We start from the raw sequence: 14887 nt of genomic DNA, 5'->3' as shown, positions 1-14887 counted from the left end.
TGTGGAAGACAGAGATATTAATGCAGCAAAAAAAATCCTACAAAAAGCGCTCAGTAGGGTGGGGCACACCGGAACTTACCCTTGGGGAGACACACCCCCTGGCTTGATTGGAGAAATCCTGTCAAGTGATGGCGAGTAGTTGAGCCAAGAATCCCCGTCTCGCGATTAGCAGGGAGTGTCAATTGATAAGCTCTTGATAGTATATGAAACTTTTAAGTTGGGAATGGGTAGTTGGCCATCAAGTAATGATGACCATTTATCGCTTATCCCTTTCAATACTGCCAAATTATATTTGACAGTCATCTGTAGAAGGTAAAACTTTTATGTGAATATCTCTCAGTAGTCTTTAACAAGTTATATATAAATTAACAGAGATGATAGAGTAATAAATGACTAATTATAAGTAATTACACTGATAGTAGAAAACTCAAAATTATAGTATTCTCTTTCAAAAGTTCAATCAGATTGTTATATTATTAGTAGGTATATTACCTATTTTATTATCTAGAGCCAAGGTCGGCGATAATCTGAACTATTTTTTTTGCGAAAGGCGCTGGAACATGAAACCATCTAAATTAAAGGAACTATATGAGACCTACTGGTTTCAAAATAACAAAATTACAAATAAAAATGATTAATACATTTAGGGTTCCTCTGGGAAGAGGTGTGTTTTTCGCTTTTTTATGTCTGGAAAGCGCGAAAATGCAAAACACCAGATGTCGCTGTCCAGTGGCTCATGTACACCTAGGAACAGTGACTTAATAATATGAACTTTATGAGTACCGCTAAGAAAAAAGTAGAATCTCTATTAAGCAAATTGCCAGATAATTGCTCCCTTGAAGATGTTCAATATCATTTATATGTAATTGAAAAAGTTCTTCATGGTTTAGAAGTAGCTGATAAAGAAAGAAAAATTACACAAGAAGAAGCTGAAGGGCTTTTGAGTAAATGGGTTATAAAGTAGTTTGGTCTTCTAAAGCTATAGATGATGTGGATGCGATCGCTTCCTACATAGCTCGTGACTCTGTTTCCTATGCTGCGGCAGTAGTCCACAGGATAATTAATGTCACTAGAAATTTGATTAATAATCCTTTAGGGGGAGAAGTAGTCAAGGAGTTTGGTGATGATAGTTATCGACAAGATTATGCTTATAGTTATCGAGTCCTTTATAAAGTTAAGGGTGATGTGGTAATGGTTGCTGCTGTTATTCATGGAAAAAGGTTATTGAATTTGTAGGTAGGGGCGATCGCTCCCAATCTAATATCAGCTCAGAACCGAGTTTCATCGAGAAGCTCGGTTTTTTGACTAGGTAGGGAGTAGGGAGTAGTTAGTGCAGGAAGTGTGGGAAGTGTGGGAAGTGTGGGAAGTTTGGGAAGTTTGGGAGGTGTGGGAAGTGTGGGAAGTGTGGGAAGTGTGGGAAGTTTGGGAGGTGTGGGGAGACAGAGAAAGTAGGAGGAATAATTGTAGCTGTATCTTTCTGTTCTTGTCTGCTGCGCGTACTAATTTTTTGGTCACTCAAGCTGAAAAATTTGTACTTTTTTCCGCCCCAAAAATGCTTTTGCCTTTATCTGTCAATACTTTAAGATTAATTAGGGTTTGCTGAAAAAGTATTTTTGCTATTTGTAGTAGTAGGGACGTTGCATGCAACGTCCGTACGGAGTCAGTAGAAATGGGAATTTAGAGGAGTTAGGAGTTAGCGGGACTTAAACAAAATCGAACCAGAAAACAGGCTCAAATATAGACAGGTAAAGGTTTTTACGTCAAAAAGGCATAAATCTTGAATTACCAACGGTTCTAGCCATTTTTAGGGCATCGACGTAATTCTCTTATCTAGAGAGACTTTGAGGCATTTTTTCGACCATAAAATGTTTAAGTACCATTAGAATTGTTCCTCAATTTCTCTGTCCAACTATGGGTCTAAAATACTAACATTTTGAGGCTTTTCAACTCAAAATCTCCCACTTTTTCAATACTTAAAAAGACTAAAAGCTTGCTCTGTAAATACTTTCAGATTTAATCAGCAAGCCCTAATTAGCAAGCCCTAAATAGAAACCAGGTTTATATGAAATGCCTAACTATATTCAACAATTAATAATTAATAATGAATAATTAATTATTATCCCCTTAAAAGGGGAGGCTTTAAACCAAAATTTTTCGGTAACATCTGTCTCCCATAAACCCGGTTTCTTAATCAGCCTAGTATCCTGCATAATTTGAGTGAGTTAATGTAAATAATTCGATATAATATGCTGCTTCAGCACGGCTAAAATAGCAAATAAATTATCTTGTTTTGTGACTAAACAACGTCTTTTCAGTTATCAGTTATCAGTTATCAGTACCTCTGGTGAAATACTGAAATTTATTTTTTTCATCCCCTGGAAATGGCAGAAGGCTTAAGACCTTATTTTTTCGAGATAATATACTGTTTCAACACAGTTAAAATAGCAAATAAATTATCTTTTTTTGTTACTAAACAACGTCTTTTCAATGATTGTATTGCTTTCCATAAATCTGAGTGGGAGAGTGGAAAGTCTGGGGGAGTATTGGAAATATCTACTGCTGTTTCTTGATTTGCTATCCATAATATTACTTGTTTTTCTAGCTCGGACAAATGCTGAAAAATTATCTCTAATATCGGTTCTAAGTCTCCTAAATATAGATTTTTACAAGATAAAAATTGAGCGACGTTTCCATCACATAAATCTTCTACTGCATCGGCAATAATGTTTAACCATAAAGGATTTCCACTATAGAGATTAATCAACTCTAACCATTGATCTTTATCTGTTAAGTTTTTACTTTCTAAAATTGCTGTTGCTGACTTTCCTAAACTATCAAGTTTTAAGGTCTGAATATGATTGTTGCCTGATGTTATTTTTGGTTGTTCTTGACTGAGGAGTAATAAACAACTTTGGTGGGATGATGTGGCTATTTGTTGAAAACATTTACCATAATTTTCATGTTTTTCCAGATAAGTACCAGCTAATTTTCCACTGGCAAATATTTCTTGTAAATTATCAAAAATCAGTAAACAACGATGTTTACGGAGGTAATCAATTAGTTGATTGTTGATGGTTTGAGAATTGGAAATTTTTTCTGGTTTTTGAGAGGGAGAATCTGTTTGAGATAAGAATTGAATAATGTTTGTTTGTAGAGATTCACAGGAGGAGTAATTATCAATATTTCGCCAGATTATATAATCAAATTTATCTTTTATTTGTTGAATTAATTTTACAGTAAGGGTACTTTTGCCGATGCCAGTTAATCCTAATATGGTGATGATGCGGGTGTGGTTTTCTATCCATTGTTTGAGGGTGGTAAGTTCCGTGTGGCGATCGCACAGGGAATATAAATCTGGAGCTTCAGATAAATCATAATTATTTTCTGGGTTAGTTTTGTTTTGGTTTTGGTCAGTGGGAGTAGGGGAAGATTTGTTTTTAGGGGTGGGAGATTGTCTGTTTTCTCCACAGATATTTATATGATGACTATTAATATTTACCCAGTCATTAGCTGTATTTGAAATATGTGAAAAGTAGAAATTTTCTAATATGGAACGAGCATTAGATTTTTTGATATTTTTGTCTAATACATCTGACAGAAGTTTCCATAATTTTGTACCTACCTGTTTGATATGGTCAGGATGACGTTTACAATCATCGGCTATTTGGGGGTATTTTTTACCATTCAAAGTACCTTTTAAGACTTCCTTTTGTAGAGAATCTAAATGTTGTTTCGTGTAAGTAAATACCAGGTTGTCTGTTAATTCAACCAATGTCTCAATATCCATAGCTACAGGTAGACTGGTAGTTTAGTTTTGCATCATATAACCTTATCACACTTTTTCTTACTTAAGAAGCTAAATCATACTTTTTAACACTAAATAGATTCTGAAAAAAATTGCTTTTTACCACTAATTCGCATTTTTTGATTAGTCATAATAGAGATGTATACGAATATAATATAGATATAATAATTAATTTTAATTTTGAGGCATTAGGAGGTATTTTAAAGGAGCGATTAGACTGATATATATAGCAACTCTAGAGAATATTTACTTTGTTGAAGTCTTTCATATAAAACAAAACAAAAGCAGTATCTATGCAAAACAAAGAGGTATATCCTCCAAAATTTTCAAAAGTTTATGATCGATATTGGTTTGGCTTTGCTACTAACTTAGCTCCTCAGATTTACGATATGTATTCTAAAGAACCAATATTTGCCAAAGAAAAGACACTTCTTGATATTTGCTGCGGTCCAGGTCATTTAGCCTGTTATTTTCTTGAAAAGGGATTCTCCATTATAGGAATAGATCTCTCATAAAAAATGTTAGAAATAGCTGAAAAGAAAGCAAAAGAGTATCACAGAAATGCAGAATGGGTCAAAGCTGATGCTTCTAATTTTACTCTTAACAAAAAATTTGGACTTGCTGTTTCGACATTTGATTCTCTCAATTTGCTTCAAGACCTAGATGCCTTAAACAGATGTTTTCAGTGTGTTTCTAATCACTTAGTTGATAATGGAGTATTTATTTTTGATATAAACACGAAAGCAGGAATAGCTACCAACAATAACGTTTCTATAACAGAAAATGATGATTTTACAGTAATTGCTAAAGGATACTTCGATGGTATAAATGACAGGGGTTATCTCAAATTTTCGGGATTTTATAAGGTAGAAAATAATTTATTTGAAAAATTTGAACATTACGCATCTAATACTGTTTTTGCCATAGAAGATATTGAAAATTTGTTAGTCAAAGCAAATTTTCAGGATATTCGTTATTACAAACTTTTAGGAACACATATGGAACCTATTGATGACCCTGAATCCTCTTTCAAGGTGGCGATATATGCCAAAAAATAACTATCTATTAAAATTAGAAAATTCAAGATGTTAAAAATGAGAAAATACAGGTTGATATGATTAGGCAGTATTGTCAAGAAGATTTGCCAGGTATTGCTGACTTAGTTGAGTGCTTTGCTACTGAATCTGGTTACGGTGATGTAGTTGGTGACTTTTCGCGTCCGTATTTTTTAAGGACTCTGGAATCTCTAGAAGAATGGTTACGAATATGGGTTGTAGATTCTAATAAAACAATTATTTCTGCTCTGGCCATGGTAGAACAGCCTAATCTGTATAGCGGACAAAAAGGTTTAGAAGAATTATTTTGGTTCTCTAGACCAGAGTACAGAGGCAATATCGAAAATGTTAAGTTGTTGAAAGCTGCTGAAAATTATGCGAAGGATAATCAAGTATTTTATATCACAATGGGCAGCATGGCAGGATTTCATCCTCCCAAAATAGAGCTTTTTTATCAAAAAAGAGGGTTTAAATTACAGCAAAAACACCATATTTTAACTATTTCTAGTTGTTTATAATTGTTGTAAGAATGTCAAAAAACAATAAAATAAACAGGACTTACGCATGAGGTAGGAAAAACTAGGATTTGAGATTGCTTAAGAGTCGGTCGCTTCGGACGAAAATACGTTGTACTGCCTAAGTCCTAATAAAGTTTAAATTAATTTTATTTTATTGCGACAACTGTATTAAAGATTGTATGAGGTACTAATAAGGTGAAAAACGTCAATATTTACATTCCCGATGAATTGATTGCTGCATCTCAACGTAATCCTTTCCGAGAACTGAAAAATACCCAAGACGGATTAGAGGATACTAGAGAAGTTATTACGGTAATTTTTACTGTTAAAGTTTCTGCCGCGTCTGCTGCTGCTGCCGCTGCTGCTGCTGCCGCTGCCGCAAAAAAGTAGCTGAATTGTATGTAAACAACCCTGTAAGTAATGCAGGGCTTTTATGGTCACATGAATTGGCTCAGTAGCAAACCAATTCACGAAAAAGCTATAGCGCTACTTGAATCGGGAATAGGGAATAGGTATGGAGGGAATAGTAAACTGTTAAAGGGTTTCAGGATGCGCGAAATGTCAAGAGCCTTAATGCGTAGCGCTATAAAGTTTTTTCTCATTTCTCAAAGCTGATTTTATAAACAAATAGCACATTGTCATTAGATACTTAGTAATTAACTATGGAAAAGGACTTGCTTTCTAATTTCCCACTTACTTACAATTGTTTGGTTATCGAAAGCACTACACGCTGCACAGCAAAGTGTTCTATGTGTTACCAATCTTCCGGACCAAAAGGCTCCGAGCTGCTCGGAGATAATCAGCTATCCACTGCAACGATCAAAAAAGTAATAAGAGAAGCTGTCAATATTCCTACTTTAAAACCTCATTTTCATCTGGCAGGGGGAGAAGCGTTTCTGAATATTCCATCATGTATAGACTGCTTTGAAGAAGCTAAAAAAAATGGCTATACAGAAATTTCTGCAACTACTAATGCTTACTGGGCAAAGGATGAAGAAAAAGCAGCTCGTGTCTGCCGAGATATTCGTGAGGCAGGTTTGACTCGCATGGAAGTTAGCTGGGATGCTTGGCATCTTGATTTTATTCCCATCAGTGCTGTCAATAATTGCATTAAGTCTGCCTATGACAATAACATTCAAATCATTCTTAGAATACTATCCACCAAAGAAGAAACTGCTGAAGTTGCCATTGCTATGCTTGATTCTGAAGCATTATCCTGCCTTGATAGCGTCTGTTGTGCTCCAGTTATGCATACAGGAAGAGCAGTAAAAAATATACCTAAATCAGAAATTTTTAACATTAAAAATGTGGGATATTCATGTCATAGTCTGTTGAACTTAACTATTAACGCTTCTGGTAATGTTTTCCCATGTTGTGCTGGATTTGACCAAACAAAAACAGTACAATTTGGCAATATTAAGGATAGCTCTATTATAGAGATTGCCGAAAGCATGAATAGTTCCCTACTACTTCGTTTTTTAGTTTTTTCAGGTGCAGGCTCTTTGGTTCCTATTTTAGAAGATGCAGGGTTTGAGTTAGGTAGAGATTTTTCCAGCCTGTGTAACTTATGTTGGAGCATTTTTTCAAATCAAGAGATGGCTGAAACCATAAAAAATTATTTTCAAAAACTTCAATAAAAAAGCAATTTGCATGGCATTAGTTAATAGTTTCGGAGGTATGGTAGTGCTATTACAGGATTTTCGTTCGGTCAGTATCCTTCTTGGAGATAAAGTTAGTAATGTAAATAATAAAGTCAGTCATCCTATTGGAAATTGGCTGCATCGTTTTGATGAATGGTACAAAGCAGAAACAGGCATAAAGGACGGTAATAATCTTCATTTATTATATAAGCGAGGGGTAACAATTTTTGCTGATAGATTACTAGCTAACATTTCAGAACTTGAAAATCTACTGATTTCGTGTTTAGAGTGTGATTTTTATGTATCTCTTAAAATTTCTCTAGGAGAATGCCACGAATTCTATTCGGCACTAGAAAAGCTAACAGAAAATTTCAAAAATTTGTTACTGATTATTGATGCTAGTGACCCTAGTTTAACAACCTTACAAGGAGATTTTGTTATTTCTCTTGTCGAAAGTATGACGTTGAAGAAAATACATTTAACCTTAATTGGATCGGTATCTTTTTGGTTAAATAGTGGAATTTCTCGCTCTCAAGTAGTCGGCGAAACTATATACGAAATAATGCCAAATTTAAGGGAACGTAAAAGGCGTTTTTGGGGAGATTATAACCCATGTACAAAATGGTTTGGTTTTGTCATAAATTACGATGGTTTAATCTATCCCTGTATGGGTCTTGTTGGTATTGAAAGTTCTTCTATTGGAACCATTCAACAGCCTCTACCTGTGGTCTGGGAAACAATAAAACATCATTCATTAAACCTGGAGCAATTAGCAAGTCAAGGACCAAAACTAGACCTAGTTAATGTAGCATCAGAAGGGTTGAATTTTAGAAGCATTTGTGAAGCTCATCGGTACAAAATTCAAAGTAAAGAAAAGAAAAATACTGTGCAGGAAAAAATTTAAGCATAAATAGCGATCGCTCCTTTCCAAACCAACCAGACTTTAGGAGCGACGCCTTTTATTCAATTGCTGATAGCTGATAGCTGACGGCTGAATGCTTACTTCAAAACCTTCACAGCCACTCCATCATTCAACCTTTGTATACCTGAAACAATCAACTTATCGCCAGACTCCAAACCAGACACCACCTCAGCCATATCACCCCGAACCAAACCCAACTCAATAATCTGACGCCTTGCCTTTTGCTGTTCACCTTCTCCCTCCAACAAATATACAAACCTTGTCTCCCCTTCAAAACCCACTGCCGTCATTGGCACAACTAAAGCTTGACGCTCCTCCCAAATCATATTAACTTCTACAAACTGACCATCCTTTAAATTTCCAGCCCTATTATCCACATCTACCTTAACCAAAACAGTTTGAGAATCACTAACAGTAGGAGAAATAAAACTAACTTTCCCAATTCCCAAAACCTTACCTTCCGAACTCCTAATCTCCACAAGTAAACCCAGTCGCAAATCTCCTCGTCGCTCCAACGGAATTGGTAAATTTATATCTAATACCCGATTTGCCGTCACAGTAGTCATAGTGTCACCACTATTAACAAAATCCCCTATCTTGACAATCATATCCCCAATTACACCTGCAAAAGGAGCTACAACCACTGTATCCTCAAACTCAGCCTGCCAACTTTCGACCTCTGCTAATGCTGCTGCTACCTCTGCCTCTGCTCTGGCAATTTCTTCAGGACGACTACCATTTTGCAACTCCTCCAAATTACTACGAGCCTCCGCTACCTCCGCCTCTGCTCTGGCAATTTCTTCAGGACGACTACCATTTTGCAACTCCTCCAAATTACTACGAGCCTCCGCTACCTCCGCCTCTGCCCTAGCAATTTCTTCCGGACGAGTACCATTTTCTAACCTTCTCAATATCTGCCGTTGTTGTTCTAATGCCGCTTCTAATGTTTGAATCATAGATTCTCGATTTCTTTCCAACTCGGTAACTCTTCTTTTTGCCTCCTCTACCCTCGCCTGAGCTGCTCTCTCCTCTTGAAAAATTTCCTGAAAAGTTAACTCAGCAATCGCTCCTTGTGCTCTTAACTTTTCATTTCGCCTAACTTGTTCCCTAGCTAATTCTAATTCTGCTTGTTGTACTTGTATTTGTGCCTTTGCTTGGGCAATTTCTTCTAAAAGACTACCGGATCTAGCATCTTCTAGTCGTACTTCTGCCTCTTGTAATTCTGCTTTTGCCTGAGCAATCTCTTCATCACGAGTACCCGCCTCTAATTCAGCCAAGGTAGCCTGAGATTGCTCGAGCCTAGCTCTAGCTGCTGCAATTTGTTCTGGTCTGGCTCCTGTTTTCAGTTCAGCCAAGGTAGCCTGAGATTGCTCGAGCCTAGCTCTAGCTGCTGCAATTTGTTCTGGTCTGGCTCCTGTTCTCAGTTGTGCTAAACCTGCTTCCCTTTGCTGGAGATTAGCTTGGGCTGCTCTTAAATTGGCTTCCACATTATCACTCTTGAGTTTAGCGATCGCCTGCCCTTCTGAGACAAAGGTTCCCTCTTGCACTAAGATTTCTACTACCCTACCATCTATTTCTGGTCTGATTCTGACAGAGCGTTTTGCTTCCATAGTTCCCACAAATTCTGAAGTTTCTTGGAGGAAGGTAATTTTTATTGGTATTGCTTTAACCAAGATACTTCGTCGTCTACCTGGGGCTGGTTTTGATGGTTGGTTTGGTGTTTCATTGCTATGAGATTGCCACCATTGTCCTCCCACAAATCCGACTCCGAGAGTGCTAATAATTACTATTAGCCACAGGAGGTTAGTAAATTTTCTATTGTGAGGTTGAGACCACTGAGAAATTGTTTTTTTTTCTTGATATCGTTTTCCGTTATTATCTTTTTGTATGGCGTCTTCTAAATATTCAGTTTTGTCTTGAATGTTAGTTTCGGATAATTTCATGTTTGGCATAGCTTTAATCTTTAAAATTTTAGTATTTATTTTTTAGAACCTAATTAACAGTAATATCTTTGTCTAAGGTCTCTAAATTCTGATTTTTGAGTAACTTTAGATATTAAGGGTTAAACATCAGCAGCCAATTTTTCTAGATTACTATATACAAGTAATTATCTTAAAACTCTTATCTTAGATTCAGATTAGTTTCATCAAAAACCTAGGTGAATTAGGGCTGACTGAATAAATATAATAATCCTTGTGTATCATCAGTTTAAGTGATGCTAAACCTTGAAAAAAATGCCGAAAAATTACTAAATTAATATTCACTCCTTGAGATTTTTCCTCACAACACTTAGAAAAATGCAGAAAAATTAACACCTGCAATAATTGCAAGAGTGCCTATTCCCAATTCCCTTCCCTCACTAACAGATCTTTGTCAGCAAGCTCTAATCAGGACTTACGCACCCAAACAATAAACCTGGTTTATTCCCATGATTATTGTTTTTTGGGCTAATGCAAAATATTTCATTATAATCCTGTTTCTGCGTAATTCCTAGTTAATAAACAATGCAAAGATAAGGTTTTGGCGATCGCTGATTTATCAAAAATCCTTAACTGCACACATTAGTTTTAACCTCTGGATACAAAGAAAACGCATTAGTTTTAACTTTTTGCACTAAGCTTCTCCAAAAAATATTACTTTACTTTTCGGACAAGTAATGGCCATATTTATTTTAGATCGATAAATTTTTTTGTGGCTGAATAAAAAAAGATAATTTTAAATTAGTTTATTAACATAGCCATAAAATTTTATCATATTATTAGATATAGTTTAAAAACCCCAACGTTATAGTTATGAGTCTCTCATTGGTAAGTACAACAGAAGCAGCATTTCTACTTAATATCTCAACAGGTAGATTACGATTGCTATTGAATCAAAAGCGAGTCATCGGTGCAAAAAAAGTTGGCCGACGTTGGATGATGCCCGTCAACAATCGGGGAATGCCAGAAATTATACCAGGTACTCGTGGTCCTGAAGGTACTTGGAATAAATTTCAACGAGAAGCCAAAACTATTATTCATGTGCTACGAAAAACTATTGACTACAACAGAGATAATGGAACTTCTCATCCGGCAGTTGCTGTGAAAGTAGGAAATAAAAAGGATTATTGCCATGCTCTGAAAATTCACGGCGGTTGCCAAATAGTTTATCAACCCCATCAGCCTAATAGAAGTCAAGCTGGAGGTGCCCGCTTGTGGATAGAAGTTGAACCACAACATATAGTAGAGCGGTTATATTTCTCGGATGGAGATTATGGTCCGCCTCCGGAAGTAGTTCAGCAAAGAGCAAGATTCAAGAATAAAAAATCAAAAGTTAAAAAGAGAAAGCAAAAAAATAAGGGTAATATAGAGAAGAAATTAAATAATTAGTATAAATAGTTAGTTTGAGAAGGAAGATTTTTGAGCAGTATGTATGTTCTGTTCTATTTTTTGCTGTCTAGTTTTGGCTGCCTATATCAAAGATATAGCGATCGCCAAAATAAGTCTCAATTTTATACTTCACTTTATATAGCAATCCGCGCATAGGTTGTAACAATTCAAAAACTAGAAATAAACTCCGAAACCTTTACCCATTAAACATTCCCTATTTATTTTGCAGTTATTTTATAGATTCACTATAACCTCTACAAGAATTAGCTTTTCCAGTCAAAATTAATAGTAAATCTAGATGATAAACATATCTATAAAATATCTATTTCTCTATAACTTCAAACTCAACTGCTCATCCGGCGGACTAAAACCCAAATGCCTCCAACCTGCAGAAGTCACAACCCGACCACGAGGAGTGCGCTGCATAAACCCAATCTGCATCAAATATGGCTCATAAACCTCCTCAATAGTTTGAGCATCCTCCCCAGTCGCTGCAGCCATCGTCTCCAAACCAGCAGGCCCACCATTATAATTCTCAATCATCGTTCTCAATAAATTACGGTCAGTCCAATCCAAACCTAGAGGGTCAACATTAAACAACTCCAAAGCTTCACCTGCAACCTCAGCATTTATCGGAGTCAACTTTTTCACCTCCGAATAATCTCTCACCCGCCGCAGTAAACGATTAGCAATTCTAGGGGTACCCCGGGAACGACGGGCAACCTCTTCAGCACCATCCTCCGTAATATCCGTATTTAAAAGTTTTGCTGCTCGGATAATAATTAAACTCAGTTCATCAACCTCATAAAACCGTAACCTCTGAATAATTCCGAAGCGATCGCGTAGAGGAGAGGTCAAAGAACCCACTCTAGTAGTTGCTCCTACCAAAGTAAAAGGTTTTAGAGGAATGCTCCTAGTCTTAGAAGTTTTACCTTGCCCGACTGTAATATCCAGTCGAAAATCTTCCATCGCCGGATATAGAATTTCTTCTGTCATTTTAGAAAGGCGATGAATTTCATCTATAAACAAAATATCCCCTTTTTGTAAACCTACTAGCAAACCAACTATATCTCTAGGTTTTTCAATAGCAGGTGCAGTAGTAATCTTACAATTAACCTCCATTTCTGCTGCCAATATTAGAGACATAGTAGTTTTGCCCAATCCAGGAGGACCATACAATAGTAAATGGTCTAGAGATTCTTTCCTAGACTTAGCCGCCGAAATCGCAATATTCAATACTTCTTTCAGGTCTTTCTGCCCAATATATTCATCTAACCTTTGAGGTCGGATTTTTTCTTCATTTTGATTACCACCTTTTTCTTCAGTAGTTGCTTCTACTGCCAATAAAGCATCTAATTCCGCTGATTCAGATTGAGATTTTGATTTTTTGGTCTTATATGAAGTTTTTTTTTCGGAGGCTAAGAAAATGTTTTTATCTGGCCTTTCTGGTTGAGGAGATTGTTTTTTAGAAGAAATTATGGCCATAACTAGGAAATAGGAAATGATTGCTAAGTTATTCGTTCATTATCATAGTTAGTATAAACTATAGCAATCCTATTTTATTAGTCTTAAAAATTTTGCCACTTCTTGGAAATAGATTTGGAGACAATAGCTAATGGGTAAGAGTTTCGGAGCTTATTTCTAGTGTTTGAATTATTACAACCTATGCGCGGATTGCTATATAGTCAAATTATGAATTTAGAATTTAGCATGAAAAAATGGTTAAGTAGTTTTGCAAAATTAATTACCAATACTTAGCAATAGGAATATATAGTATAAAAGCCAAATACATATTTATGAGATTATGAGACTTATTAGATACTTTCTACTATAAAGCAAAAAGCTTTGAGTTTGAATAGTATCTAACAGCTTACTTGAATATCTCAAAATAGTGGTTGATAATTTAGGAAAAAAATATGTAATTAATTTTGGTTATGTACTTAAGCACGTTAATTTCTTAATTGAACAATTCTGCATTCTGCATGGTCTTATTCTAAATTCTTGAATATTTAAGAAAATGTCCTATGAAATCAACATCATTGTCTGTACCAGAAAATATAACATTTGAAGAAGCGATCGCCGTGACTCAAGAAATTATGTCTGAGATAGAAACAGGCCAGCTATCGGAAGCTGAAATAGAACTATTAATTGGCAATTTAGTCAAGAGTAAAAATGGTGCTAGAGGATTTTTCGTTAGTTATCTTACAGATTCTAGACCTTTAGCAAATAATCCATCACCATCAATATTTAGAGCCTTAGAATCAGCTCCAGAAGTAGTGGTAGAGTTATTAGTAAAAAATCTGGCCATGTCTTCAGCAATGGTAGTCTATCATCAAAGAAATAAAGATGAAGAGACAGCTAATGAATCTAAAAGAGTGGGAGCAAGAACCACAAAACTAATAAAAAGTGTGAATATACCGAGCTTATCAGGCAATATTCAGGAATTATATCAAGGTACAACTACTGGCGAGGGAAATTACAAAGACTTTCTCGAACGTTGGGGTTACGATACTGAGCAGTTAAAGGCTATTGAACAAGCAATAGAACCTTTACTTAATGGATAATGGATAATTGATAATGGATAATTAAAACTATTTCTAACTAGGGTTTACCGATCGAATATAAAAGCATTTACAGATAAAGGCTAAAGTCTTTTTAGGTTGAACAAGCGCGTGTTTCAATTAAAAACGCTCAAAAAGTTAGCATTTTGGGCAAGAGTTGGGAAAAAAATTCCTCTCCTGCTCCTTTGCTCCTTTGCTCCTTAAAAATACTTTTTCAGCAAACCCTAATTATCAATTATTAATTACCTCTGGTTAAAACAATTGAATTTAATCAGGTAGGGAAATATTCTAGCACTTTTTTCTCTTGAAATAGAAGGCTTTAAATCTCTGGAGATTAATTATCAATTATCCATCAGCAAACCCTAATTATCAATTATTAATTACCTCTGGTTAAAACAATTGAATTTAATCAAGTCCGGAAATATCCTAACAATTTTTTCTCTTGAAATAGAAGGCTTTAAATCTTTGGGGATTAATTAAGTAGTTATGAAAAATTAATTACACATACATATTTAGTAGAGGGAATGTATGGTATAAAAAAAATGCGTATTTATGAAATCATGAGATTTATTAGATACTTCAATCAATAAAGTAGAAAGCTTTTAGAAAAAATGACATTGAACAGCTTACTTCAATATTTCAAAAAATTGCTTGATAATTTAGAAACAAAATCTGTAATTAATTTTGCTTATGCACTTATCAATTATCAATTATCCATTAAACTGTTAAGCATTTAAACCGCATATTTGTTCTGTGCGCAGTGAAGAGTAAAATTCTGATTGATTTTGTAGGGGTGATTCGCGAATCACCCCTACTGGCTTCTGATTTATGACTGGCTAAAACGCATTTTAAATGTGTCTTAGCTTATCAATTATCAATTATCCATTATCACATTATCCATTATCAATTATCCATTATCGAGATGAAAGGTATTGTCCGTAAAACTAGCAGGCTTAGTAGTTGGCTAACCGTGATAAATACTCATAGGTTAGTTAACCTAAACCTGTTATTCACATTA

The 14887-nt window shown here is 35.4% G+C and carries 14 protein-coding genes; 11 read left to right on the top strand and 3 right to left on the bottom strand.

The features are described 5' to 3' along the window. Positions 1-766 precede the first annotated feature (766 nt). From F6K22_RS11825 to F6K22_RS11815, 3 genes are all read left to right on the top strand, one after another. Entirely contained in the window at positions 767-964 is a 198-nt protein-coding gene (locus F6K22_RS11825; protein WP_375340154.1) for a hypothetical protein, read from the top strand. Next, positions 949-1236 carry a type II toxin-antitoxin system RelE/ParE family toxin gene (locus F6K22_RS11820; protein WP_293097440.1) on the top strand — a complete coding sequence of 96 codons (288 nt, stop codon included), beginning with the start codon at positions 949-951 and terminating at the stop codon, positions 1234-1236. Before F6K22_RS11825 ends, F6K22_RS11820 begins: the two co-directional genes overlap by 16 nt. 94 nt (positions 1237-1330) lie before the next feature. Further along, on the top strand, positions 1331-1603 hold the full coding sequence (locus tag F6K22_RS11815) for a hypothetical protein (RefSeq protein ID WP_293097438.1): 273 nt from the start codon (positions 1331-1333) through the stop codon (positions 1601-1603). 798 nt (positions 1604-2401) lie between these two features. Here F6K22_RS11815 and F6K22_RS11810 read toward each other — a convergent pair. Further along, positions 2402-3787, bottom strand: a complete 1386-nt coding sequence (locus F6K22_RS11810; protein WP_293097435.1) for a helix-turn-helix domain-containing protein — start codon at positions 3785-3787, stop codon at positions 2402-2404. 311 nt (positions 3788-4098) lie between these two features. On the opposite strand from F6K22_RS11810, the gene F6K22_RS11805 reads away from it, so the two are divergent. The 6 genes from F6K22_RS11805 (at position 4099) to F6K22_RS11780 (ending at position 7922) form a co-directional block, all read left to right on the top strand. Beyond that, positions 4099-4320 (top strand): class I SAM-dependent methyltransferase, encoded by a 222-nt coding sequence (locus tag F6K22_RS11805; RefSeq protein WP_293097433.1) that lies wholly within the window; start codon positions 4099-4101, stop codon positions 4318-4320. A 3-nt stretch (positions 4321-4323) separates the two neighbouring features. Then, a complete protein-coding gene (locus tag F6K22_RS11800; RefSeq protein WP_293097431.1) occupies positions 4324-4863 on the top strand; it encodes a class I SAM-dependent methyltransferase in 540 nt (179 codons plus the stop codon). 56 nt (positions 4864-4919) lie between these two features. Continuing rightward, entirely contained in the window at positions 4920-5378 is a 459-nt protein-coding gene (locus F6K22_RS11795) for a GNAT family N-acetyltransferase (RefSeq protein ID WP_293097428.1), read from the top strand. 195 nt (positions 5379-5573) lie between these two features. Beyond that, positions 5574-5768, top strand: a complete 195-nt coding sequence (locus tag F6K22_RS11790) for a hypothetical protein (protein ID WP_293097426.1) — start codon at positions 5574-5576, stop codon at positions 5766-5768. A 272-nt stretch (positions 5769-6040) separates the two neighbouring features. Beyond that, complete coding sequence (locus F6K22_RS11785; protein ID WP_293097423.1) at positions 6041-7015, top strand: radical SAM/SPASM domain-containing protein; 975 nt, start codon at positions 6041-6043, stop codon at positions 7013-7015. Between the two features lie 13 nt (positions 7016-7028). Then, entirely contained in the window at positions 7029-7922 is an 894-nt protein-coding gene (locus tag F6K22_RS11780; RefSeq protein WP_293097422.1) for a hypothetical protein, read from the top strand. 95 nt (positions 7923-8017) lie between these two features. Here F6K22_RS11780 and F6K22_RS11775 read toward each other — a convergent pair whose 3' ends face one another. After that, on the bottom strand, positions 8018-9892 hold the full coding sequence (locus F6K22_RS11775) for an efflux RND transporter periplasmic adaptor subunit (RefSeq protein ID WP_293097421.1): 1875 nt from the start codon (positions 9890-9892) through the stop codon (positions 8018-8020). Between the two features lie 840 nt (positions 9893-10732). Between F6K22_RS11775 and F6K22_RS11770 the strand changes: the two genes are divergently transcribed. Further along, positions 10733-11308, top strand: a complete 576-nt coding sequence (locus tag F6K22_RS11770; protein WP_293097419.1) for a DNA-binding protein — start codon at positions 10733-10735, stop codon at positions 11306-11308. A gap of 330 nt (positions 11309-11638) precedes the next feature. Here the strand turns inward: F6K22_RS11770 and ruvB are convergent, their stop codons facing one another. Continuing rightward, on the bottom strand, positions 11639-12793 hold the full coding sequence (ruvB, locus tag F6K22_RS11765) for a Holliday junction branch migration DNA helicase RuvB (protein WP_293097416.1): 1155 nt from the start codon (positions 12791-12793) through the stop codon (positions 11639-11641). A gap of 539 nt (positions 12794-13332) precedes the next feature. Between ruvB and F6K22_RS11760 the strand changes: the two genes are divergently transcribed. Continuing rightward, positions 13333-13872 (top strand): hypothetical protein, encoded by a 540-nt coding sequence (locus F6K22_RS11760; RefSeq protein ID WP_293097414.1) that lies wholly within the window; start codon positions 13333-13335, stop codon positions 13870-13872. The last annotated feature ends 1015 nt before the right edge of the window (positions 13873-14887 follow it).

Origin of the sequence: Okeania sp. SIO2F4, assembly GCF_010672385.1 — a bacterium.
Classification (GTDB): domain Bacteria; phylum Cyanobacteriota; class Cyanobacteriia; order Cyanobacteriales; family Microcoleaceae; genus Trichodesmium.
Note: the sequence above shows the minus strand (reverse complement) of the source record. Positions and strands in the feature narration are given on the sequence as shown.